We start from the raw sequence: 23,606 nt of genomic DNA on the forward strand, positions 1-23,606 counted from the left end.
ATATCTTTTAACCTCGTTAAGCTCGGAAAGTAATTATTATGATCTATCCAATACTGAAAATGGGCGATGCGCGGCTGCTGCGAGTGGCGCAGCCTGTTTTGGAATTCAATACGCCAGAGTTATTGGCATTGATCGCAGATATGTTCGAAACTATGGAACATGCCAGCGGCGCCGGTTTAGCTGCGCCACAAATTGGAGTGGATTTACGCCTGGTTATTTTTGGTTTTAAGAATAATCAACGCTACCCAGATGCGCCTACTGTCCCTGAAACTGTCTTAATTAATCCTGTGCTGACGCCGCTGTCGGAAGAGATCGATGAGGCTTGGGAAGGCTGTCTTTCTGTGCCTGGCATGCGCGGCTTGGTGCCACGTTGGAGTAAATTACGCTACCAGGGATTTAATCAGTACGGCGAGAGTATCTGCCGTGATGTCGATGGGTTTCATTCTCGGGTGGTACAGCATGAATGTGATCATCTCGATGGCAAGTTATACCCTATGCGTATCAGAGACTTAAGCCAATTTGGCTACACCGAAGTGCTATTTCCTGAGATGGACCCTAATCAAGACGATTAGGGCAAATTAGCGTTTTCCGCAACAGGAAATAGGACTCGTGAAAGTTTGTGCTTAAGCAGCACACTTAATACGAGTCACTGTGAGCCGATTGATGTGAGCTACTGATGTGGACTACTGAAACAGACTATTGATGCTTAGTCGCTTCTTTTTTCAGTTTCTTCGCTTCTTTTTTCTCTTTCGGTGATTTTGCTGGTTCTTTTTTTACCGCTTTTTTACTGTCTTGGGCTTTGCTCATGATTTTGCTCCGGTAGGTGAAGTGAATAACGATGTTGTCGCTAACATACCCACATATTATAGAGCAGTTATCGATCAAGTCTACAGCCAGGCGTGAATCTTGCGACGTATCTTGCTAAGTATCTTGCTACTATTCGTCCTTAGATGTTTTACATGTTAGATCAATAATGCCATAGTGATGCTTGTTTAGATTTTATCTACTAGAGATATTTCTTTGGACTAGTCTGATACTTGCCGTTCGTTTTACAAATTAATTTAGAAATTCAAACTCTTTCGTACTCAATGAAAACACCAAAAAGAATACAACCACTGGTAGAAGAGGGCTTGGTCGACGATGTGTTACGCCAGCTCATGAGCGGCAAAGAGGCGACCGTGTATGTGGTGCGCTGTGGGGAAGAAATACGCTGCGCAAAAGTCTATAAAGAAGCCAATCAACGTAGTTTTCATCAAGCTGCATCGTATCAAGAGGGTCGCAAAGTAAAGAATAGCCGGCAAGCGCGCGCTATGGAGAAGGGCACGCGTTACGGTCGCAAGATGCAAGAAGAGGCATGGCAAAACGCCGAGGTCGATGCCCTGTATCGGCTGGCTGCTGCTGGCGTGCGAGTGCCTAAGCCTTACATCTGTTTTGAGGGTGTACTGCTGATGGATCTGGTCACTGATGCCGCAGGCAATGCGGCACCTAGGCTTAATGACGTAGAACTCAGTGAGGCGCAGGCGCTGGACTACCATGCGCAACTCTTGCAGCAAGTGGTCTTGATGTTGTGTGCAGGCGTGATCCATGGCGATTTGTCTGAGTTTAATATTTTGGTTGATGCCGAAGGCCCTGTGATTATCGATCTGCCGCAAGCGATCGATGCGGCCAGTAATACCGAAGCCGCGGTCTTGCTAGAGCGCGACGTCGCCAATCTCGCCAGCTATTTTGGCCGTTTTGCGCCGCAGCTCAATCACACCCAATACGGCAAAGAAATGTGGGCTTTGTATACCGCAGGATTGCTGAGGACTGATACCGCATTAACCGGGCGTGTCGCAGCCGAAAAACGCCCTGCCAATGTTGGGGCAGTTTTGCATGAGATACAGTTGGCCAGGCGCGAAGAAGAAGACCGGCAACGCTCGCAGCAAGAGATGTAGACTTGTTTTTGTTTTTGTTCTGCTCGCTTCGTAGTACGGTTTTTAAAACTGGCATGCCCGCTTGCGCACTATCCATGCGGGTTTCCAGCCTGTCTGGCCTGTAGGGCGCATGGATACTGCGCGTCCGGCATGGCAGTAAATAGAAACATCTACTAAGTTTCTATCTTTTGTCTGACCATTACTTAATCACTAATTAAACTTAGAATGCGCTTGTATGTGGATAGATAGCCACTGTCATTTGGATGCCGCTGAATTTGCCGGGCAGTCTCTCGCTGTGGCGCAGCAAGCCGCCTCAGCGGGAGTGTCCTCCATCGTCATACCGGCGGTTCATCCCAGTAATTTTTCGGTGGTGGCGGAGTTGGCGCAAAATTCGCCAACTTGCTTCTACACTTTGGGCATACACCCTATGTATGTGCCAGACGCGCATGAAGATGCATTGCTGGCATTGCGGAAAAAAGTACAGGATTTAATCTCTACACCGGAGTTGGCATCTGGGTTTGTTGGGATTGGCGAGATAGGCTTAGATTTTTTTGTGCCTGCCCTGACTCAGAGTCCTTTAAAAGAAAAGCAAGAGTATTTTTTTACGGAGCAACTTAAAATTGCCAGTGATTTTGAGTTGCCGGTTTTAATGCATGTGCGTCGTTCGCAAGACATCATCCTTAAGCACTGCCGACGCATTAAAGTCGCTGGCGGCATTGCGCACGCCTTCAACGGCAGCGAACAACAGGCGCAGGCCTTTATCGGGCTAGGGTTGAAGCTGGGATTCGGCGGTGCCATGACCTATCCACGTGCTTTGCAAATTCGTCGATTGGCAAGTGGGCTGCCACTAGATGCCATCGTATTAGAAACCGACGCACCAGATATTGCACCGCATTGGCTGGCCAATGGCATCAATAGCCCGGTCGAGTTGCCAAAAATCGGCGCGGTTCTGGCCCAGTTACGCGGCATGCCAGCGGAACTGATTGCCGCGCGCACTAGTGCCAATGTGTTGGATGCCCTACCGCGCATGCGCTTGCCCAAAACTGCTCCGTCTTCCAGCGCGCGCTGAGTTTATGCGTAGCGCGATCACAAGCTTTGTTCTTGGTGTCGTGATTCTGCAGCAGCAGGCCTATCTACTCGAACTACAAGTACTAGTAGTGAGCCTGATTCTACTGCTGAGCGCATTGCTGATTGCATTGCGCTTGCAACGCAGGGGCTACCCAACTTCTGCTAACGCTTATCGCTACCTGTACCGCAGTTGCATATTGATACTAAGCGCCATGCTGGGTTTTGTCTGGGCCTCACTGTTCGCCACTTACTATCTTTCAGTGCAATTGCCTAAGGAGTGGGAGGGCAGGGATATTACTGTGATCGGTGTGGTCAGTAGCTTGCCACATCATTTTCAGCAGGGTCTGAGGTTTAATTTTAAGATAGAACAAACGCTTGAGGATAGAACTTTGGCTGCCACGCTTCCGAAGAACATCGCGCTGGCCTGGTATTTTCCACCTAATTCAGCACTAAGTGCTAGCGAGATAGGCGCGCCGAATGCGGGCGAGCGCTGGCAGTTGACGCTCAGATTAAAGCGTCCTTATGGCAACGCTAATCCTCTTAGTAGTTTTGATTATGAGGTCTGGCTTTTAGAGCAGCAATTGCGCGCCACTGGTTATGTACGGCCAGATGGCGCCTACAAAAATCAGCGTATCGACGCCTTCGTCTGGAGTCCAAACAATCTGATACAGCGTAGTCGTTCCTACTTGCGTGATCGCATACAAACTGCCTTAGTTGGCGCGCCTTATGCAGGCGTGATTGTGGCGCTAGTGATCGGTGATCAAAGAGGTGTAGCACAATCGGATTGGAAAATATTTAATCGCACCGGTATCTCGCATTTAGTATCGATTTCTGGCTTACACATCACCATGCAGGCGGGCTTGTTTGGCGCGCTAATGCATTACCTATGGCGACACTCGTTTTTTACCAATGCCCAATTGCCCTTGTATTTGCCGGCACAAAAAGTGGCAGCCCTGACCGGAATGGCGGTCGCTTTGCTGTACGTGGCTTTGGCAGGTTTCGGAGTGCCTGCCCAGCGCACGCTGTATATGTTGAGCGTGGTGGCGGCCGCTATGTGGAGTGGGCGTCTGACTAGTGTCTCGCACACCTTATGCTTAGCCTTGCTGGTGGTGGTGCTGCTCGATCCGTGGGCGGTATTGTGGCCAGGTTTTTGGCTGTCGTTTGTGGCGGTAGCGATCTTAATATTTGGCGCGAATGCGCAGTCACGATCGTCCCCACAGAACGATAGGCTAGGCAAAATATGGGGAGTGATGCGACAGGCCAGTCGCACCCAATATGTGGTGACCATGGGCTTACTTCCTCTGACGATGCTGCTGTTCGGACAGGTCTCGTTGATCAGCCCCTTGGCCAATGCGCTCGCAATTCCTTTGATAAGCCTGGTGGTAACGCCGCTATCCTTGTTAGGCAGTGTGCTACCTGCGCCTTTTTCGAACTGGCTATTGCAGTTCGCGCATTTTTGGGTGCAGACCTTGGTTAGAATTTTGGAGCTACTGAGTCAATATGACTTTGCCGTATGGCGTGCGCCTATACCACCTTTTATTCTATTTGCGATCGCCATGCTAGGGACGCTTTGGCTGTTGGCACCGCGTGGTTGGCCGTTGCCTTGGTTAGGTCTGTTCTGCTACTTCCCACTGTTTATCAATTCTGAAGAGCCGCAAAAGAAAGGAGAAATGCGGGTAACTGCCTTCGATGTCGGGCAAGGCATGGCGCTACTGGTGGAGACTGCGCAACATCGTTTATTGTATGACACGGGGCCGTATTATTCGCCAGAATCAGATGGCGGTAGCCGGGTCTTGCTTCCTTACTTTAATGCGCGCGGCATCTCGCATCTTGATACTTTAGTTGTATCTCACAATGACAACGATCATTCTGGCGGTGCTTTGAGCCTACTGGCTGGGATGCAGGTGGATTTGCTGAGTTCCTCTTTAAAGCTGGATAGTGCCATCGTTAGCGCTGCCGCCAGGCATAGCCGTTGCGCGGCGGGTCAAGCCTGGGATTGGGACGGCGTGCATTTTGAAATGTTGCAGCCGACGTCAGCTAGTTACGACAGTGATAAATGGAAACCGAATGCCAGAAGTTGCACCCTCAAAATTTCAACTCCCACGCTGTCATTGTTGTTGCCTGGTGACATAGAGGCGATACAGGAAGATGAAATGCTCAATAGCATAGCGCCTAAATTATTGAGCACTGTTTTGCTGGCGCCACATCATGGCAGCGGCACCTCTTCAACCCCGGCATTCTTACGCGCAGTGCAGCCGCAAGTTGCGATCTTTCAGGTCGGATATAGAAATCGCTATCATCATCCCAAGCCTGAAGTTTTCGATCGCTATGCTGAGTTTGGAGTAAACCGTCTAAGAACAGACGAATCGGGTGCAATCACATTACAATTCGGGACAACATTGCTCATTTCCGAATTTCGCACCGAACATGCACGTTATTGGTATCGACGTTGATACTCATACAGTATATGTCTCCATCATTTATGCAAATGCCCACTCCAAATACTCGCAAGCCGATACTACATTTTGTCCATGCTAATAGTTTTCCAGCCGGGACCTATGCGGTATTTTTTCAGCATCTTAGAGAACATTATGATGTGCGCGCTCTAGAAATTCATGGGCATAATCCGGCTTATCCTGTGACTGATGGCTGGCCGCATCTGGTGCAGGAATTAATCGATACCTTGACGCAGCAATATCAAGAACCGGTGATCCTGGTCGGCCATTCTCTTGGTGGGATTTTAGCTTTCATGCTGGCGCATCTACGCCCGGATCTAATCAGCTCTGTGGTGGTACTTGATTCGCCTTTGGTGGGTGGTTGGCGTGCTTTGATGCTGAAATTATTCAAGAAGACGGGCCTAGATAAAAAATTTTCGCCAGCGCGCTTCTCCGAGAAACGTAGAAATGTCTGGAAAAGCGAGGCTGAAGCCTACGCACACTTTGTCAGTAAGGAGATGTTTGCAATCTGGCCGACTCAAGTATTGAAGGATTACGTCAGTTGTGGAATGAGTGCGCATCATGAGGGCGTCACTTTACGTTTTACGCGCGAGGTAGAGAGTCAAATTTATCGAACCCTACCGCATCATTTGGGCGCCATTGCCAGAAAAGGGGTAAAAGTACCCATAGGTTTTGTTGGTGGCGACGACTCGGTAGAATGCCGGCAAGCAGGCTTAGCCGCGACCAGGAAATTGGTCGGCAAAAATTTTGTTAAAATTCCTGGCGGTCATTTGTTGCCTATGGAGGTGCCAGCCGAAACAGCTAAAGCTGTCCATGCGATGATTGACTCATTTAAATTGAAGGCCTGAAAATGCACACGCCACAAAAAACACCGAAAAAAATGTATAAGCACTGGCAATTAGCTTTGTCTATTCTGCTATTTTCGCTTTGTAATAAAAACGCCCTAGCCGATGTCGCACCCTCTGAGGATGAGTGGCAGCGCGTTTCTAGCAGCGGGACTACAGTATTTAAACTGGCGATCGATAATGACAGTTTGTTATTGCGAAAAGACGATGGTTTTTATACCAGTGGTAATCAAATTTCAGTTTCGAAAGTTCTCAATAGTGAGGATCTCTCCATTAGCTATGGCTGGAGAATCGCGCAAGACCTATATACGGCCTCGGATATCAAGCTGTATCCTAACCAAATTTCAAATATAGACCATCCTTACGCTGGATGGCTCTATACAGGCATATTCAAAGAACTCGCTAAATCTAACGGCCAAGCCTGGGGCCTGGGTTTGGATGTGGGCTGTTTAGGCCCTTGCGCAGGCGGGCAGGGGACTCAGACCCAATTGCATAAGCTGCTCAATCAACCCTTACCACAAGGCTGGGATACGCAATTGCATCAAGAGTGGGGTGCTGTTTTGTCCGGCGAATGGCGGCCCGGCCGCTGGTCTTTTAATCAGAATGTGGACCTCAGTCCTAGCTTCAAAGCCCGCTTTGGAAATATCTTTACCGATGCCAGTATGGGCGCAACTTTACGTTTAGGCCGGCATAATGCCTTGCCAGAACAGCCGGGTAGTTACGGCTTTTTACGCGCTGAGGTAAAGGCTATTGGCTATGACGCAACTCTGCAAGGCGGTTACTTCAACAAACAACAATCGGCAGTGCATCCCAAGCCAGCCGTGGCCGAGTTAGAACTAGGCTATCAGTGGCGCGGCGCGACATATGGCCTATATGCCTCAATAATCCGTCGTAGTAATGAAATTAAAGAATTAGATAATTCTATGGGCGCGCAAAATTTTGCTCGAATACAATTTATTTATGGCATGTAAATTTAGTGAAAAGCACAGATAAATCATTAAAATATCTATTGTGAATTGGCATTGCGGGATCTACGTGGGGTATAATTCGAATTTCCCGCTTGTGCCGTCTGGCACCTTCTGCAATGACCAAGTTTGTATTCGTTACTGGGGGCGTAGTCTCCTCATTAGGCAAAGGCATTGCTGCTGCCTCCCTCGCTGCGATTCTTGAATCGCGCGGCCTCAAAGTCACCATGCTTAAGCTCGATCCGTATATCAACGTTGATCCGGGCACCATGAGTCCATTCCAGCACGGTGAAGTGTTCGTCACAGACGACGGCGCTGAGACCGATCTGGATTTGGGTCATTACGAGCGTTTTATCACAGCCAAGATGAAAAAAGTGAATAATTTCACTACCGGCCAGATTTATGAATCTGTGATTCGTAAAGAACGTCGTGGTGAGTATTTGGGCAAAACTGTCCAAGTTATTCCGCACATCACCAACGAAATTCAAGATTACATCTATCGCGGTGCAACCGGCTACGATGTGGCTCTGGTCGAAATCGGTGGTACGGTTGGTGATATCGAATCCCTGCCTTTCCTGGAAGCTGCGCGTCAACTGAGTTTGCGTGCTGGTCGCCATTCTGCTGCGTTTGTGCATTTAACTTTGGTACCTTTCCTGGCCTCGGCTGGTGAATTAAAAACCAAACCGACACAGCACAGCGTACAAAAATTGCGCGAAATCGGTATTTTTCCAGATGCCTTATTGTGCCGTGCCGATCGTCCTATACCTGATGATGAGCGCGCTAAGATATCGCTGTTCTCTAACGTACCGGAAAATGCTGTGATCTCGGTTTGGGATGCTGACACCATCTACAAAATTCCACAAATGTTGCATGATCAAGGCTTGGATAAGATTGTTTGCGACAAGTTGGCGCTATCACCACAGCCAGCTAATTTAGAGATGTGGGATAAGCTCATTTACGCCTTAGAGAACCCTAAGGAAGAAGTCACTATCGGCATGGTTGGTAAATATGTTGACTTGACCGAGTCTTACAAATCATTGACGGAAGCCTTGCGTCACGCAGGTATACACACAGAAAGCCGTGTGAATATTGAGTACGTAGACTCTGAAGAAATTGAAGCGCACGGCACCAAGGCGCTAGAGAAATTCGACGCGATTCTGGTACCAGGTGGCTTCGGTAAGCGCGGTGTTGAAGGCAAAATTATGGCGGCACGTTATGCGCGTGAAAATAAAATACCTTACCTCGGTATCTGCCTCGGAATGCAAGTTGCTTTGATTGAGTATGCACGTAATATGGCTGGTTTAAGCATGGCAAACTCGACCGAGTTCGACATGGAAACCGAACAACCGGTCGTGGCCTTGATTAATGAATGGCAAAACCATGACGGCAAGGTAGAGACTCGTGACGAGAATTCAGATCTGGGCGGAACCATGCGTTTGGGCGCACAAACTTGCGCAGTAAATCCCGGCACTTTAGCTGCTGAGATCTACGGTAATGTCGTCACTGAACGCCATCGTCACCGCTACGAAGCAAACAATCATTATTTGGCACGCGTAGAAAAAGCGGGTTTAACAGTTTCGGCACGAACCCCGACCGAAGACCTGTGCGAAATCATGGAATTGCCACGCGATGTACACCCTTGGTATTTAGGTGTGCAATATCATCCTGAGTTCAAATCAACACCACGTGATGGACATCCTTTGTTCATCTCATTTGCCAAGGCAGCGATTGCCCATAAAAAAGCGAACGGACAATAACATGAAGCTTTGCGGTTTTGATGTCGGCCTCGATCATCCTTTCTTTCTCATCGCAGGTCCATGCGTTATTGAGTCCCATCAAATGGCGCTTGATACTGCTGGTGCTTTGAAAGAGATGACGACAGCCTTAGGTATTCCTTTCATCTATAAGTCTTCTTTCGATAAGGCCAACCGCTCATCCGGTACGTCTTTCCGTGGCTTGGGAATGGAGAAGGGCTTAGAGATTTTGGCTGACGTCAAGAAGCAATTGAATGTGCCGGTATTGACCGATATCCATGCGATCGAAGAAATTAAACCGGTGGCAGCGGTGGTCGATGTCTTGCAGACGCCTGCATTTCTGTGCCGTCAGACTGATTTTATTCAGGCCTGTGCGCAATCTGGGATACCAGTCAATATTAAGAAAGGCCAATTCTTAGCGCCCCACGATATGATTAATGTCATCGCCAAGGCGCGCGCTGCAGCTAAAGAAGTTGGCTTATCCGAAGATCTTTTCATGGCCTGCGAACGTGGTGTCTCATTTGGATACAATAATTTGGTATCCGATATGCGCTCGCTCGCAATCATGCGTGAAACCAATTGCCCTGTGGTTTTTGATGCCACCCACTCGGTGCAGTTGCCGGGCGGGCAGGGCACATCTTCCGGCGGGCAACGCGAGTTTGTTCCGGTATTGGCGCGTGCGGCGATTGCGGTTGGCGTAGCTGGCTTGTTTATGGAAACTCATCCGAATCCTGCAATGGCCATGTCGGACGGTCCGAATGCTGTGCCATTAGGACGCATGAAAGAATTGCTATCAACTTTGATCGACCTTGATCGGGTTGTGAAAAAGAATGGATTCCTGGAGTCCAGTTTTAACTGATTTATTGCGTGATGCAAGTCCCGTCCGCGCCGACTCAGGTGGCGGGCGGTGAAGATAAAAGCTTTTGAACCCATCGACCTGAAGATACGCTGACAGTGCCGCCATTAAGCGCCGCTGCCATATTCTTGTCATTACCAAAAATCAAAATGTCGTTTTATCTAGAAACCCGTTACATGCAACGGTGAGACCCAGCCGCATTATTTTATTTTGTTGGCGAATTTCTTATTTTAAATTGATCGTTTAGGAGAATTGAATGAGTGCTATTGTTGATATTATCGGTCGTGAAATCATGGATTCACGCGGTAATCCTACCGTTGAATGCGATGTCTTGCTGGAATCTGGTGTTATGGGGCGTGCCTCAGTACCTTCCGGTGCCTCGACCGGTAGCCGCGAAGCGATGGAGCTGCGGGACGGCGATAAATCGCGTTTTCTGGGCAAGGGCGTACTCAAAGCCTGCGAGAACATCAACACAGAAATAGCCGAAGCGATCATGGGTTTAGACGCTAACGAACAAGCTTTTCTGGATCGTACTTTGATCGATTTAGATGGTACTGAAAACAAATCGCGCCTAGGTGCAAACGCCATGTTGGCAGTTTCCATGGCTGTCGCCAAAGCGGCCGCTGAAGAGGCTGGCTTGCCGTTGTATCGTTACTTCGGTGGTTCGGGCGCCATGCAAATGCCAGTGCCGATGATGAATGTCATCAACGGCGGCGCACATGCCGATAATAATCTGGATATTCAAGAATTCATGATTATCCCGGTTGGTGCACCTAGTTTTCGCGAAGCAATACGTTACGGTGCAGAAGTTTTTCATGCACTTAAAAAAATCCTGCACGACAAAGGTTTAACGACAGCTGTTGGCGATGAGGGTGGATTTGCACCATCAGTAGAAAATCATGAATCTGCCATCAAACTGATTATTCAAGCGATAGAAGCCGCTGGCTACGAGCCAGGCACACAAATCGCTCTTGGCCTCGATTGCGCCGCTAGCGAATTCTACAAAGACGGTAAATATCACTTGGAAGGCGAAGGACTGACTTTGTCGGCTACTGATTTCACGAATTTGCTGGCAACTTGGGTCGACAAATATCCTATCATCTCTATCGAAGACGGCATGGCCGAAGGCGATTGGGACGGCTGGGCAATTCTGACAGAGAAACTCGGAAAAACAGTGCAGATCGTTGGCGATGACTTGTTCGTCACCAATACCAAGATCTTCAAAGAAGGCATACAAAAAGGCATCGCTAATTCGATACTGATCAAAATTAATCAGATTGGTACTTTGACCGAAACTTTTGCCGCTATCGAAATGGCTAAGCGCGCTGGCTATACAGCGGTAATCTCACATCGCTCTGGCGAAACCGAAGACAGCACGATTGCTGATATCGCCGTCGGTATGAACGCTCTGCAAATTAAAACAGGATCTATGTCCCGTTCTGATCGTATGGCAAAATACAATCAACTCTTGCGCATCGAAGAAGATTTGGGTGAAGTGGCTAGTTACCCAGGCCGCGACGCTTTCTATAATTTGAAGTAAGCTTTATTTGTAAAAGGGAGAGCATTTGTTCTCCTTTTTTATGTACTTTATTTTTGATAGATTAAAACTCAATGCGCTTACTTGCCATCGTGTTCGTCACCTTGTTATTGTTGATTCAATATCCGCTGTGGTTGGGTAAAGGCGGTTGGCTGCGCGTTTGGGAATTAGATAGGCAAGTAAGCGCAGCGCAAAAGAAGAATGAAGATCTGAAAGAGAGAAATAATAAACTCGCTTCAGAAGTTGAAGATCTAAAAATAGGTACAGGCGCTGTAGAAGAACGCGCTCGTTTTGAGTTGGGAATGATTAAGAGAGATGAAATCTTTGTACAGATACTTAATGCTGGCACCGAATTAAAATCCAACCCGGCAGCAGCTTTAGGAAGTAAGCCAGTTATTGGTGCGCGGCAATAGCAAAGTAAGCGAATCGGAGAGGCAAATAATAGCCTGGTATTTCGCATAATTTATATTATGTAAAATTGAAGTTCAAAATTTACGCATCAATAGAAGCGATATTTAACCGTTCGGCGAAGTAAAAGTAGTCACTTAGTGGACGTAAATGTGGAACTTCCCGAATAAAATGAAATAAATCTGATACCCTTACTGCAATAAGTATTTGAATTTAATGATTTATTCACGTTTGTTGCGACAGAAACGCGCTAATGTAAAACTTTGGACTCTACTTACCTAATGCTTTGGTCCATTTCAATCAGTCCAAATTATTACGTTAATCGGAATGCTTTAACGTAAAAGTATCCGGTTGAAAACATTGCTCTCGCTAGTCATTATTCTGTCTTTCTTCGCTTAGCTCGCGTAGTCGGTTGAATGGCCGCCGCATTTTTTGCAGCTCCCAATTCGCATTCATGCAGCTTACGAAGAAGCAAGTCTCTCTCTACAGCCGAGCCTGCCAAGGCATGAGTATTGTTGGAAATCTGAATTTTTAACTGTATTAGTTCGCGATTGACAATCTCGCGAGCTTCAGAAGCGGCTTGAATCGCACCTTCTAAATTGCCTATTGTTTGCCTCAGGTTGGCCATCTGAGACTGAAACGCATTGGATTCAGCGTGATGCACGTCGACCTTCATTTTGTATTCAACGCGCGCTGTTTCTAGTGCTTTTTGAAGCCTAATATTAGCTGTGCGCTCTCGATCGATTTCTAGAAGCGCCCGTCTTTCCGCTGACGCCAGTCTATCTTCGTTTAATTTTGCTGAAGCACGGAGTTTTTCCATTTCTAAGACCAGCTCACGGAGAGCATCATCTAGTTTCGCATTACTTACGGATATATCATTTTTTGAGTCTTCCAATTGAGATTCGAGCGATGAGTTCGTCGATATTAAGGCTGTAATTTCGTGTTTGAGTACATCACATTCAGTATGCGTTTCCATTAGTTCTTTTTGCATGCTATTAAATGTTGATATTGCTTGGTCGCGGGCAGCAACCGCCAAATTGGCCTTGTCATTTGCCTGTTCAACCTGCAACAGCACATCAACCTTCAAAGATGCCAGCGTTTCTTGAGCGGCATTTTGGGCCGCTGACCACAAAGTGGCAACGAGATCTCCCGCTGCGGTTTTCAAGGATTCCGGCAAATCGGGATGACTAACAGTCACCCTGCTTTTGTCGCGCAGGTTTTCCCAGAAACGATTCAGGGCTTCCGCAGGTGCCGACATGCTGCCTTTTCGCACCAGCTGGTATAACTTATTGGCTGTCGGCGTCATTCCATAGCGGAAGAACATGGCCACACACACTTCACGATACAGATCCTGTGTCTGTGGGAATTGATTGCGAAGTACGTCGATGTCCGCCAAGAGCATGCGCTCATTCTGTTCAAGAGTATCCATATATTCATTCATTGAAGTTATTGGTTGATAATACAACGTATTACGTTATATTTCCAACTTTTAAATCAATAAATATGACATTACTCTTATAATGTCTATTATTATTGATAATATTGAATAATCAACGATCTTCATCGCATGAAAATTTCCTCGGTCATTGATACAAAGCCTGGCTCAGTACTCAGTAAAATATCCAGCGGCTTAACGTCTGTGATCTTGAGAAAGATTCGTGTTTGAATAGGCCTAACTAAAACTGTCTGGCTAGTAGCTTCTTAGCAGTAAGCTCGGCTATTGTTAGGCTCGCCCAATAAATGGTTCCATTGAAAATCAATTATTGGCACTACTCAATGGAGCCATATGACGTCACACTGCCTCCATTAGATCGCCTTCTACGCTGTGCGCACTAGCCGTTGCGTATTTGCGGTCGCCCATTTTCCAACATTGAGGATATTTATCGTGAGTGCGATGTTTGATGAAGTTTTGCATAAAATTACCATCGTCGGCGGTGGTGCCGGCGGCCTGGAATTAGCGGTGCGCCTGGGCCAGCAATTAGGCAAGAAGAAGAAAGCCCTGATTACCCTGGTCGATGCCAGCCCTACCCATTTGTGGAAGCCGCTACTGCATCAGGTCGCGGCTGGCACCTTAGATAGCCAAGCGGATGAGAGAGAATATTTCGCCTTAGCGCGCGCCAATCATTTTGAATTCCGCCTGGGGCGCATGAATGGCCTGGACAGACGCTATAAGAAAATTTTTCTGGCACCGACTTTGGATGAGAATAATGAGGAGCTATTGCCCACCCAGTCGATCGCTTACGATAGTTTGGTGCTAGCACTGGGTAGCCAGAGTAATGATTTTGGCACTAAGGGCGTGCGTGAGCATTGCATCATGCTCGATACCTTAGCGGCGGCCGAGCGTTTCCACAAAAAACTGGTGAATTGTTGCCTGCGCGCGCAGTCATTGGCGCAGGTCGCAGGCGAAGGTCGCTTCACCGTCACGATCATAGGAGGCGGCGCGACTGGGGTCGAGCTAGCGGCCGAGCTGCACATGACCACTAAAATATTATCCAGCTATGGCTTGGTAAATTTTCATCCTGAAAAAGACTTGAAGATTGTCTTGGTCGATGCCGCCCCGCGCTTACTGCAAATGCTGCCTGAACGCCTTGCGGCAGCGGTCGCCAAAGAGTTGCGCAGTATCGCCGTGGAAGTTCACACCAATGAAAAAGTAGTGGAGGTCAGCAAAGACGGGGTCATGATGGCCAGCGGAAAATTCATCCCCAGCGGTATCGTGGTGTGGGCGGCAGGTATCAAGGCCGCCGATTTCTTAAAGGATATCGATGGACTGGAAAGCAATCGTATCAATCAATTGGTACTCAACGCGCAATTGCAAACTAGCCGCGATCCGGCCATTTTTGCGATCGGCGATTGCTGCGCCTGCCCGCAAGGAGAAGGCCTGCCTGCAGTGCCGCCACGCGCCCAGGCCGCGCATCAGCAAGCGAGCCTACTGGCCAAATCGCTGATACGCATGCTCAATGGCAAAGAGTTGCTGACTTATCGCTACACCGACCACGGCTCTTTGCTCTCGCTAGGAAATTACAGTACCGTCGGTAGCTTGATGGGGGCGCTCGCGAGTGGCTCTATCTTCATCGAAGGCACAATCGCCAAATGGATGTACTGGTCGCTACACAAGCATCATCAAGTGGTGGTCTACGGCTGGTTTCACACCTGGCTGGCCACTTGGGTCGCCAGCATAGACAGGGTCAGAAATCCGCGCATCAAGCTGCACTGACTACGCAAACTACACGCCACGCCCCACACGTGTAGGCGCATATTCCATGCGCTTGCTGGCAGCATTTGGGCCTGCAGGCCGCATAGGGATTGCGTAAGCGCTCCCTATTCAAACAAAATCGAGCACCATGCTGGGTTGAATTTGCAACAGAAAATGTAAATGATGTAAGTGGCAGCGCAACAGGGCAATTTTAGACGGCCATACAGGCCCTGATTGAGCGCCTGCGCAGTTTTTAATGAGATTCCTCGTTCACCCCTGCCCCCCCCTATGGCTAGCGTTTATTACGAAGACTGTTAGCCTGCCGTGCATTAACCAAATATCTAGGCAAAAACAAAATAAACTTAGGAGTCATGAGAAAACTGAATCAATAGTGCAGTATATGTCTCTTTTTTTTGAAAATTTCTGGCGATAAACTGGTTTTGTCCTTGAGCAAGATCTTTCTCAGGGCAAGCCGATCACGGCATGGGACAGATGGAAATTTCAATATGAAAAAATATTAGGAGTAAGGCATATGGCGCACGAAAAATCAGTAGAAGTAGATCACATCAACTTTGCATCACAACAGCGCAGGCAATTCATGCGCGGCGCCGGGGCCTTGGCGCTCGCTGGTCTGGCGCTGCCTTTGACCGCATGCGGTGAAGATCCAGATGAACCTATTCCACCACAGCCGCCCGAGCCTTTACCACCACCGCCTCCGGTGACGACTTATCTGGTGCCGAAAGAAGGCGCATCGCACGCCGCTACCTGGATGGCTTACGGTGCCTCGGTCTCGGCCTGGGGTAACTTCAACGGCACCCCAGAAGAGCGCGATATGTCGAATAGCCGCCTGCTAGCGCGTGAAGATCTGATGCGTATCGCGGCCCAATTGTCGCGCTTTGAAGACGTCACCATGCTGGTGGCAAATAACACCGATCTGGCCGAAGCCAATCGCTTGCTCGATAAAGTGTTTGCCGGCACCGGCAACTTCAATCGCTGGAACCCAAGCACCAACATAGGCGTAGACGGTAAAATTTTTAGTAATGGGCGCGCCCTGCCAGCGATGAACCGCAATCGCATCGAGTTGCTGATCAAGACCGACAACGCCAGCAATCGCAATCAGGCTAATTGTGCCCATCCCCTCGAAAAGGTAAAAGTTTCTTTTTGGAATAGTCTTGAACACTGATTACTTGTAATATTCTTACCGAAATAATCCGTTTTTTCTTGCTTATTTGTATATCCGTAATAATGAATTAGCGTCCAACCTTAACGTTTTTACCTTTTCGAGGGAATGGGCTGTATCCCTACAGGGGGTTGTAAGCCCAAAGCCCAGATTATTTTGGATGTCTTTTAAATCAATGAGTTATGAATCAAAACACTCGTTCCGGGTCGTCATGCTGCAGGTATTTCTAACCACTTACCTCTGCTCAGACGTCCAGCCATGCTCCATAGGCATGGATATCAATCATCGGGACTGTCGCGGTAGCCTGGAGTCGGGCGATTAATTCGAAAAGAAAAGCGGTGGCTGGTTTGCCTGATTCGTGAATGTTATACGCGGCGGTCGCCTCATCATAGTCAAACACTCCATGCGATGCGACACAGCCCAGATCGAGCTTGCCGCCGGCATCGCCGCTCAAGAGAACCGCGCGCATTGCATCGCCAAGCGGTGGGTTCCAGTTGCTGCCAAGAGTCAATATACCGCCAATAATCGGCGTCAGCGCCTTCGGCGGATAAGTTCCACCAGCATGGGGAATTGGCAGGCTGGTTCGGTGTAATTTGCGTACGCTAGCAACTTTTTCCTGCGCATACGCTACTAATGTAGCGTTGATTGATTGTTTGGCTTCAAACACCGCGTAGACGCTTTCCGCAGGAATAATGAATTGATCACCATGCCGAAATATGAAAGGCGAATACTGGCGGTCGAACACTACAACGTCGATCTGATCGGGGTCGTCTCAGAAAACGGAAAATAAAGCACGCTAAGCGTGCGTGGAGGCTGGCACCCAGCGGTACAGCGTCGGAATGGACACGCCGAGGTTCTTGGCCACGTCCTTGGGCGGCACCCCGCTGGCCAGCAGCTTCTTGGCCGACTCGATCTTGCTGTCGGTCATCTTCGGCTTGCGGCCGCCTTTGCGGCCGAGCTGCTTGGCGACTTCCAGCCCGGCGCGGGTGCGCTCGACGGTCAGCTCGCGCTCCATTTCGGCAAGGCTCGCCATGACGTGGAAGAAGAACCGCCCGGATGGTGTGCCGGTGTCGATGGAGTCGGTGAGGCTCCTGAACTGGACACCGTGCTTGTGCAGATCGCCGACCAGATCGACCAGTTGCTTGACCGACCGGCCCAGCCGGTCGAGCTTCCAGACGACCAAAGTATCGCCTTCGCGCAGCATTTCGAGCGTCTTGGCCAAGCCAGGCCGGTCTGCCCGCGTGCCACTCACCTTGTCCTCGAAGACCTTTTTACATCCGGCCTTGCTCAAGGCTTCGCGTTGCAGCTCCAGGTTCTGATCCTGCGTCGAGACGCGCGCATAGCCAATCAACATGGCTTGTCTCGCGCCCGGTCGATGCGTTCCTGCATCGCCTGCATCACTTCTTCGTGGGTGTACGATCTGGCGTTGGCGTCGGTGGCTTGCCGCAGGGCTTCCTCAACCTCGCGCGTCATCCGCTCGTAATCCTCCGGCCACAGCGCTTGCTCCATGCGCAGCGACGCCTGACCCAGCAGGTGCAGCAGGCTGAACAGCCGCATGTCGTTGGTGGCGACGATGCGCTCCCGAATCTGCTCCTGAATAGCTTCGCTAGCCCGATGCGCTTGTGGTGTGGCAGTCCCCTCGTAGTCAGCGGGGAATTCCGCTTCCTCGGCAATCCTTGCCCAGGCGCTGGCCAGCGCCTCGATGGTTGACGTGCTCATTTCCGCCGCTCCTGTGCTCTTTGGCGAATCAACCGGCCAAGGGGCCTCGACGCGAAAACCAGCAGCATCACGCCTATCGGATACCAGGTCGAGAAGACCACCAAGGCATCGAAGGCTGGCCGTCCGGTGTTGGTAGGCAGTACGGCGGTCACAGCCATCAACCCGCCGACCGTCCAGATGATGCGCCACACGTAGGGCATCACGCGGGGCACGTAGCCGTCATCGAAAGCGGTCTGGTAGTAGCGGCGCAGGCCGCGCTCGGCAAGCGCCTGGCGCTGCCGCTCCGACAGCGCATCCGTCCGGCCATACCAGCGCCGGAATGGTGGACAGCGCAGCAGCAAAGGGGTGAAGAGGATCATCACCGCCACGATCGCGACACCCCACGCCATGACGGCGCCGGCATCGGGCCGCTTGGCGTTCTCGATCACGGGCGCGAAGACGCCCGGAGCACCGATCATCCAGAACAGCGCAATGTGCTGATGGAAGGAGAGCTTCATTTGCTCATCCACTTGCGCAGCAGGCGCTTTTTCAGGGAGGCGCGTTCTTGCGGGTTGCGTCCCTTGTGATTGGCGATGCGATCCGCCGTGGCGGCCTGGCGCTTGACGGGCCAGTAGGAGCGGCCATCCTTGCCCATCGACCAGACGCTGCTGGCCTGGTTTTCCAGCAGGGGCAGATGGGCGCTCAGGGCTTCGGGCGACGCGCTGGTCAGCGCCGTGCGCTCACGGGTGCGCCAGCGCTGATGCCAGAGCTTCTTGTCCTCGCGCTCGCTGCCGCAGGTCGTGTGCCCGACGATGGGTGTTTTGCGGCGGCTGCGGCTCATAACGTAGTGGTCTCCAAGAACATTCAGGACTGATCCCAGGCGTCGATGGTCAAGACCTGATCGGCAGGACAGGCGGCTACGCGGTCGGGAACTGGATGGTGTTCAGTCTCATGCCGACCCCATTCGATTGATCGCGTCGCTTGCGGCACGCTGCGACGCAAGGAGGTTTGCGACCTGGTTTAGCAGCCGTGTCCGCTGCATGTCTGTTACCTATCTCCCCGACCGCTCATTGGACCAACTCCAGAGATTGGGCTCTATCGCTCAGCCAATACGAAACCGGCATTGGCTGATGCCACAACCGAGACGAACACAAATGGCTCGGTACCTGTATTTCGCGCCCCGTGCACTTGGCCCGGTCTTGCCACGGCTATCTCACCTTCCCTGAGGGCACGAACAATCCCATTGCCCTGAAAGTAATCAGCCATTCCCGACAAAACAGTCCACGTGTCTTGGCCGTGAGGATGAATGTGAGCCGCAATTTCCTGCCCGGGATGGACATGCCAAACCACGATAATTGAGTCTCGGGTTTCAAGCACAACGGAACGAATAGGCTCGCCTTCGGACGGCTGAACATACTCGGCTACAGAAAATATTCTCGATTCAACAGTCATCGGAGATCCCTCTTTCACAGTGCACCCAGACAGGCTGGATATGAGTTCTAACTCGAATTTTAACGGGAGGCTGGTCGTGCGGTCGTGCAGTTGCCGATGAGCGTGTCGGCTGCTGCCTCCTTGCCCACCAGCGAACTCACGTCCGTTGCGGCCATCCAGAAGGTCTTGCCCGAGCGCGGCTCATAGGTCGCGGGATCGAACACGCCAGAGGGGCCGAACATCGGCGGCTTGATTGGTCATGGCTCCATGCCTTTGTCGTTACGGTCTTCATCGTCGGCATCCTGACGCACGGCGGGCAATTGCTGGAGCAACGCCGGCAGCCATTCCTGTACCGTCTCCCACACCACATCGAGGTTGATGTCGAAATAGCCGTGAGCCATGCGATTACGCATATTGCGCATGCTGCGCCACGGCACGTCGGCATGCGCCTGGGTGAACTCGACGTAGCCATCCATCACCTTTGTGGCCGCCTCGCCGATGACGATCAGGCTCATGATGACGGCCTGCTGGGTGCGCTTGTCGGCCAAGAAGTCGTCCTTGGCCATCCCTTCCACGAAGCTGCGCGCATCGGTTGCGGCCTGCTGAATGTGGTCGAGGTAATCGGGCAGGCGGTTCTCGCTCATATCGGTTGCGCCTCCGCGAGCACCTTGGCCCGGAACTTCGGCGGCAGGTCGCCGGGAGTCAGCAGATCGACGTCAACGCCGAGCAGCGATTTCAGTTCTTCTTCCAAATCGCCCAAGTCCAACAACGTGGCACCGGGCAGCGCATCGACCAACAGGTCGAGGTCGCTGCCATCCCGGTCGGTGCCATGCAGCACCGAGCCGAAGACGCGCGGGTTCGCGGCGCGAAAGCGGCCTACCGCTTCACGCACTGCGCTTCGCTTCATGTCAAGCACAACAGACGGTCGCATGCGCATCCTTTCTTATCGAAACTCGTTGAGATGATATGCAATCAAGAATAGAATTTCAAGAACTATTTTCGAGAATCGCAATGCCTTGATTCCCGTGCCGCGCCGGTTGCCTTGGCGGGCTTGTCACAAACCTACGTTTTCAAGAAGAAGGAAACCGCATGCCCCGCCGTTCGATCCTCTCCGCCGCCGAGCGCGAAAGCCTGCTGGCGTTGCCGGACACCAAGGATGAGTTGATCCGTCACTACACGTTCAGCGAAAGCGACCTCTCCATCATCCGGCAGCGGCGCGGCCCGGCCAATCGGCTGGGCTTCGCGGTGCAGCTCTGCTACCTGCGCTTTCCCGGCGTCATCCTTGGCGCTGATGAGCCACCGTTCCCGCCATTGCTGAGACTGGTCGCCAACCAGCTCAAGGTCGGCATCGAAAGCTGGGACGAGTACGGGCAGCGTGAGCAGACCCGACGCGAGCACCTGGTCGAGCTGCAAACGGTGTTCGGCTTCCAGCCGTTCACGATTGGCCACTACCGGCAGGCTGTCCAGTTGCTGACCGAGCTGGCCATGCAAACCGACAAGGGCATCGTGCTGGCCAGAGCCTTGATCGAGCACCTGCGGCGGCAGTCGGTCATTGTGCCCGCCCTCAACGCCGTCGAGCGGGCGAGCGCCGAAGCGATTACCCGCGCCAACCGGCGTCTCTACGACGCCTTGGCTGAGCCGCTGACGGACGTGCATCGCCGTCGCCTCGACGATCTGCTCAAGCGCCGCGACAACGGCAAGACGACGTGGCTGGCCTGGCTGCGGCAATCCCCGGTCAAACCAAACTCGCGGCACATGCTGGAACACATCGAACGCCTCAAGGCGTGGCAGGCGCTCGACCTGCCCTCCGGCATCGAGCGGCTGGTTCACCAGAACCGGCTGCTCAAGATCGCCCGCGAGGGCGGCCAGATGACGCCCGCCGACCTGGCGAAGTTCGAGCCGCAGCGGCGTTACGCGACCCTGGTGGCGCTCGCCATCGAGGGCATGGCCACCGTCACCGACGAAATCATCGACCTGCATGACCGCATCCTGGGCAAGCTGTTCAATGCCGCCAAGAACAAGCATCAGCAGCAGTTCCAGGCATCCGGCAAGGCGATCAATGCCAAGGTGCGGCTGTTCGGGCGCATCGGCCAGGCGCTGATCGAGGCCAAGCAAGCGGGCCGCGATCCGTTCGCCGCCATCGAGGCCGTCATGTCCTGGGATGCTTTCGCCGAGAGCGTCACCGAAGCGCAGCGGCTCGCGCAACCCGAGGACTTCGATTTCCTGCACCGCATCGGCGAGAGCTACGCCACGCTGCGCCGCTACGCGCCGGAATTTCTCGACGTGCTCAAGTTGCGGGCCGCGCCCGCCGCCAAGGACGTACTCGACGCCATCGAGGTGCTGCGCAGCATGAACAGCGACAACGCCCGCAAGGTGCCCACCGACGCGCCGACCGAGTTCATCAAGCCGCGCTGGCAGAAGCTGGTGATGACCGACACCGGCATCGACCGGCGCTACTACGAACTGTGCGCGCTGTCGGAGCTGAAGAACGCGCTGCGCTCCGGCGACATCTGGGTGCAAGGCTCGCGCCAGTTCAAGGACTTCGAGGACTACCTGGTGCCGCCCGCGAAATTCGCCAGCCTCAAGCAGGCCAGCGAATTGCCGCTGGCCGTGGCCACCGATTGCGACCAGTACCTGCATGACCGGCTGACGCTGCTGGAAACGCAGCTCGCCACCGTCAACCGCATGGCGCTGGCCAACGAGCTGCCGGACGCCATCATCACGGAGTCGGGCCTGAAGATCACGCCGCTCGATGCGGCGGTGCCCGATACCGCACAGGCCCTGATCGACCAGACGGCGATGATCCTACCGCACGTCAAGATCACCGAATTGCTGCTGGAGGTAGACGAATGGACGGGCTTCACCCGGCACTTCGCCCACCTGAAGTCAGGCGACCTGGCCAAGGACAAAAACCTGTTGCTGACCACGATCCTCGCCGACGCGATCAACCTGGGCCTGACCAAGATGGCGGAATCGTGCCCCGGCACGACCTACGCCAAGCTGGCCTGGCTGCAAGCCTGGCACATCCGCGACGAAACCTACGGGGCGGCACTGGCCGAGCTGGTCAACGCGCAGTTCCGACATCCCTTCGCCGAGCATTGGGGCGACGGCACCACGTCATCGTCGGACGGCCAGAACTTCCGCACCGGCAGCAAGGCCGAGAGCACCGGCCACATCAATCCGAAATACGGCAGCAGCCCAGGGCGGACGTTCTACACCCATATCTCCGACCAGTACGCGCCGTTCCACACCAAGGTCGTGAACGTCGGCGTGCGCGACTCGACCTACGTGCTCGACGGCCTGCTGTATCACGAATCCGACCTGCGGATCGAGGAGCACTACACCGACACGGCAGGGTTCACGGACCACGTCTTCGCGTTGATGCACCTGCTGGGCTTCCGCTTCGCCCCGCGCATTCGTGACCTGGGCGACACCAAGCTCTACATCCCGAAGGGCGATGCCACCTACGAGGCGTTGAAACCGATGATCGGCGGCACGCTCAACATCAAGCACGTCCGCGCCCATTGGGATGAAATCCTGCGGATGGCCACCTCGATCAAGCAGGGCACGGCGACGGCCTCGCTGATGCTCAGGAAGCTTGGCAGCTACCCGCGCCAGAACGGCCTGGCCGTCGCCCTGCGTGAGCTGGGACGCATCGAGCGCACACTGTTCATCCTGGACTGGCTGCAAAGCGTCGAGCTGCGCCGCCGCGTGCATGCCGGGCTGAACAAAGGCGAGGCGCGCAACGCGCTGGCCCGCGCCGTGTTCTTCAACCGCCTGGGGGAAATCCGCGACCGCAGCTTCGAGCAGCAGCGCTACCGGGCCAGCGGCCTCAACCTGGTGACGGCGGCCATCGTGCTATGGAACACGGTCTATCTGGAGCGGGCCGCGAACGCCTTGCGTGGCCACGGTCAAGCCGTCGATGACGGCCTGTTGCAGTACCTGTCGCCGCTCGGCTGGGAGCACATCAACCTGACCGGCGATTACCTCTGGCGCAGCAGCGCCAAGATCGGCGCGGGCAAGTTCAGGCCGCTACGGCCGCTGCAACCGGCTTAGCGTGCTTTATTTTCCGTTTTCTGAGACGACCCCTGATCGCTAAAAGCACCGGTGCTATCGACAACATGTGCCGATGTCGCTTGGTAACGCTGCGGCAAATATTGTTGTAGCAGTTTCAGCCAAACACCTTCGGTAGCATCGCCTTTCGTTCCTGGATGCGCAAATGCTTTTCGTGCGATCGAAAGCTGTAATTCAATATCTTGGTGTAGGCTGGCGAGCAGCCCGGATAAAGACCATTTACTCATT

General features: G+C 52.4%; 25 protein-coding genes. 13 read left to right on the forward strand and 12 right to left on the reverse strand.

Annotated features, from left to right (window positions below):
• Positions 1 to 38: 38 nt before the first annotated feature.
• From def to ftsB, 10 genes are all read left to right on the forward strand, one after another.
• A complete protein-coding gene (gene def / locus EJN92_RS19560) occupies positions 39 to 572 on the forward strand; it encodes a peptide deformylase (RefSeq protein ID WP_126129366.1) in 534 nt (177 codons plus the stop codon).
• A gap of 516 nt (positions 573 to 1,088) precedes the next feature.
• A complete protein-coding gene (locus tag EJN92_RS19565) occupies positions 1,089 to 1,934 on the forward strand; it encodes a PA4780 family RIO1-like protein kinase (protein ID WP_126129367.1) in 846 nt (281 codons plus the stop codon).
• A 214-nt stretch (positions 1,935 to 2,148) separates the two neighbouring features.
• Positions 2,149 to 2,982, forward strand: a complete 834-nt coding sequence (locus tag EJN92_RS19570) for a TatD family hydrolase (protein WP_126129368.1) — start codon at positions 2,149 to 2,151, stop codon at positions 2,980 to 2,982.
• Positions 2,983 to 3,070: 88 nt separating this feature from the next.
• A complete protein-coding gene (locus EJN92_RS19575; RefSeq protein WP_322348670.1) occupies positions 3,071 to 5,434 on the forward strand; it encodes a DNA internalization-related competence protein ComEC/Rec2 in 2,364 nt (787 codons plus the stop codon).
• 35 nt (positions 5,435 to 5,469) lie between these two features.
• Positions 5,470 to 6,285 carry an alpha/beta fold hydrolase gene (locus tag EJN92_RS19580; RefSeq protein ID WP_126129370.1) on the forward strand — a complete coding sequence of 272 codons (816 nt, stop codon included), beginning with the start codon at positions 5,470 to 5,472 and terminating at the stop codon, positions 6,283 to 6,285.
• A gap of 2 nt (positions 6,286 to 6,287) precedes the next feature.
• Positions 6,288 to 7,253, forward strand: coding sequence for a lipid A deacylase LpxR family protein (locus EJN92_RS19585; RefSeq protein WP_126129371.1), 966 nt, complete (start codon positions 6,288 to 6,290; stop codon positions 7,251 to 7,253).
• A 113-nt stretch (positions 7,254 to 7,366) separates the two neighbouring features.
• Positions 7,367 to 9,004, forward strand: a complete 1,638-nt coding sequence (locus EJN92_RS19590) for a CTP synthase (protein WP_126129372.1) — start codon at positions 7,367 to 7,369, stop codon at positions 9,002 to 9,004.
• A 1-nt stretch (position 9,005) separates the two neighbouring features.
• The gene (kdsA, locus tag EJN92_RS19595; RefSeq protein WP_126129373.1) at positions 9,006 to 9,860 is read left to right on the forward strand and encodes a 3-deoxy-8-phosphooctulonate synthase; all 855 of its coding nucleotides are present in this window, start codon (positions 9,006 to 9,008) and stop codon (positions 9,858 to 9,860) included.
• A gap of 253 nt (positions 9,861 to 10,113) precedes the next feature.
• Positions 10,114 to 11,397 (forward strand): phosphopyruvate hydratase, encoded by a 1,284-nt coding sequence (gene eno, locus EJN92_RS19600; protein WP_126129374.1) that lies wholly within the window; start codon positions 10,114 to 10,116, stop codon positions 11,395 to 11,397.
• 71 nt (positions 11,398 to 11,468) lie between these two features.
• On the forward strand, positions 11,469 to 11,807 hold the full coding sequence (ftsB, locus tag EJN92_RS19605) for a cell division protein FtsB (RefSeq protein ID WP_126129375.1): 339 nt from the start codon (positions 11,469 to 11,471) through the stop codon (positions 11,805 to 11,807).
• Between the two features lie 371 nt (positions 11,808 to 12,178).
• Here ftsB and EJN92_RS19610 read toward each other — a convergent pair whose 3' ends face one another.
• Positions 12,179 to 13,243 carry a DNA-binding protein gene (locus tag EJN92_RS19610; protein ID WP_126129376.1) on the reverse strand — a complete coding sequence of 355 codons (1,065 nt, stop codon included), beginning with the start codon at positions 13,241 to 13,243 and terminating at the stop codon, positions 12,179 to 12,181.
• A 453-nt stretch (positions 13,244 to 13,696) separates the two neighbouring features.
• Here EJN92_RS19610 and EJN92_RS19615 point away from each other — a divergent pair, with 453 nt between their 5' ends.
• Together EJN92_RS19615 and EJN92_RS19620 are read left to right on the forward strand one after the other, a co-directional pair.
• Complete coding sequence (locus EJN92_RS19615; RefSeq protein ID WP_126130029.1) at positions 13,697 to 15,016, forward strand: NAD(P)/FAD-dependent oxidoreductase; 1,320 nt, start codon at positions 13,697 to 13,699, stop codon at positions 15,014 to 15,016.
• A 511-nt stretch (positions 15,017 to 15,527) separates the two neighbouring features.
• A complete protein-coding gene (locus EJN92_RS19620; protein ID WP_126129377.1) occupies positions 15,528 to 16,178 on the forward strand; it encodes a hypothetical protein in 651 nt (216 codons plus the stop codon).
• A 241-nt stretch (positions 16,179 to 16,419) separates the two neighbouring features.
• Here the strand turns inward: EJN92_RS19620 and EJN92_RS19625 are convergent, their stop codons facing one another.
• The 10 genes from EJN92_RS19625 to EJN92_RS19660 form a co-directional block, all read right to left on the reverse strand.
• Positions 16,420 to 16,932 (reverse strand): DUF6602 domain-containing protein, encoded by a 513-nt coding sequence (locus EJN92_RS19625; protein ID WP_456119783.1) that lies wholly within the window; start codon positions 16,930 to 16,932, stop codon positions 16,420 to 16,422.
• A gap of 39 nt (positions 16,933 to 16,971) precedes the next feature.
• The gene (locus EJN92_RS19630) at positions 16,972 to 17,529 is read right to left on the reverse strand and encodes a recombinase family protein (RefSeq protein WP_003100847.1); all 558 of its coding nucleotides are present in this window, start codon (positions 17,527 to 17,529) and stop codon (positions 16,972 to 16,974) included.
• Complete coding sequence (locus tag EJN92_RS19635; RefSeq protein WP_003100853.1) at positions 17,523 to 17,894, reverse strand: hypothetical protein; 372 nt, start codon at positions 17,892 to 17,894, stop codon at positions 17,523 to 17,525. Before EJN92_RS19635 ends, EJN92_RS19630 begins: the two co-directional genes overlap by 7 nt.
• The gene (locus EJN92_RS19640; protein ID WP_003100856.1) at positions 17,891 to 18,391 is read right to left on the reverse strand and encodes a hypothetical protein; all 501 of its coding nucleotides are present in this window, start codon (positions 18,389 to 18,391) and stop codon (positions 17,891 to 17,893) included. Before EJN92_RS19640 ends, EJN92_RS19635 begins: the two co-directional genes overlap by 4 nt.
• A complete protein-coding gene (locus EJN92_RS19645; RefSeq protein ID WP_003100858.1) occupies positions 18,388 to 18,714 on the reverse strand; it encodes a hypothetical protein in 327 nt (108 codons plus the stop codon). Before EJN92_RS19645 ends, EJN92_RS19640 begins: the two co-directional genes overlap by 4 nt.
• A 23-nt stretch (positions 18,715 to 18,737) precedes the next feature.
• Positions 18,738 to 18,875, reverse strand: coding sequence for a hypothetical protein (locus EJN92_RS21480; RefSeq protein WP_157984399.1), 138 nt, complete (start codon positions 18,873 to 18,875; stop codon positions 18,738 to 18,740).
• 93 nt (positions 18,876 to 18,968) lie between these two features.
• A complete protein-coding gene (locus tag EJN92_RS19650; protein ID WP_003465043.1) occupies positions 18,969 to 19,325 on the reverse strand; it encodes a cupin domain-containing protein in 357 nt (118 codons plus the stop codon).
• A 59-nt stretch (positions 19,326 to 19,384) separates the two neighbouring features.
• A complete protein-coding gene (locus tag EJN92_RS21645; protein WP_170174923.1) occupies positions 19,385 to 19,546 on the reverse strand; it encodes a hypothetical protein in 162 nt (53 codons plus the stop codon).
• Between the two features lie 15 nt (positions 19,547 to 19,561).
• Positions 19,562 to 19,948 (reverse strand): HepT-like ribonuclease domain-containing protein, encoded by a 387-nt coding sequence (locus EJN92_RS19655; protein WP_003100872.1) that lies wholly within the window; start codon positions 19,946 to 19,948, stop codon positions 19,562 to 19,564.
• Positions 19,945 to 20,235, reverse strand: a complete 291-nt coding sequence (locus EJN92_RS19660) for a nucleotidyltransferase family protein (RefSeq protein WP_001247892.1) — start codon at positions 20,233 to 20,235, stop codon at positions 19,945 to 19,947. The genes EJN92_RS19655 and EJN92_RS19660 overlap by 4 nt, the downstream gene beginning before the upstream one ends.
• Before the next feature lie 158 nt (positions 20,236 to 20,393).
• On the opposite strand from EJN92_RS19660, the gene EJN92_RS19665 reads away from it, so the two are divergent.
• Positions 20,394 to 23,360 (forward strand): Tn3-like element ISPa38 family transposase, encoded by a 2,967-nt coding sequence (locus EJN92_RS19665; protein WP_003100881.1) that lies wholly within the window; start codon positions 20,394 to 20,396, stop codon positions 23,358 to 23,360.
• Here EJN92_RS19665 and EJN92_RS19670 read toward each other — a convergent pair.
• On the reverse strand, positions 23,357 to 23,605 hold the full coding sequence (locus EJN92_RS19670) for a DUF6602 domain-containing protein (protein WP_194074948.1): 249 nt from the start codon (positions 23,603 to 23,605) through the stop codon (positions 23,357 to 23,359). The genes EJN92_RS19665 and EJN92_RS19670 overlap by 4 nt on opposite strands.
• Position 23,606 lies beyond the last annotated feature (1 nt).

Origin of the sequence: Undibacterium parvum, from assembly GCF_003955735.1 — a bacterium.
In the GTDB taxonomy this organism is placed as follows: domain Bacteria; phylum Pseudomonadota; class Gammaproteobacteria; order Burkholderiales; family Burkholderiaceae_D; genus Undibacterium; species Undibacterium parvum.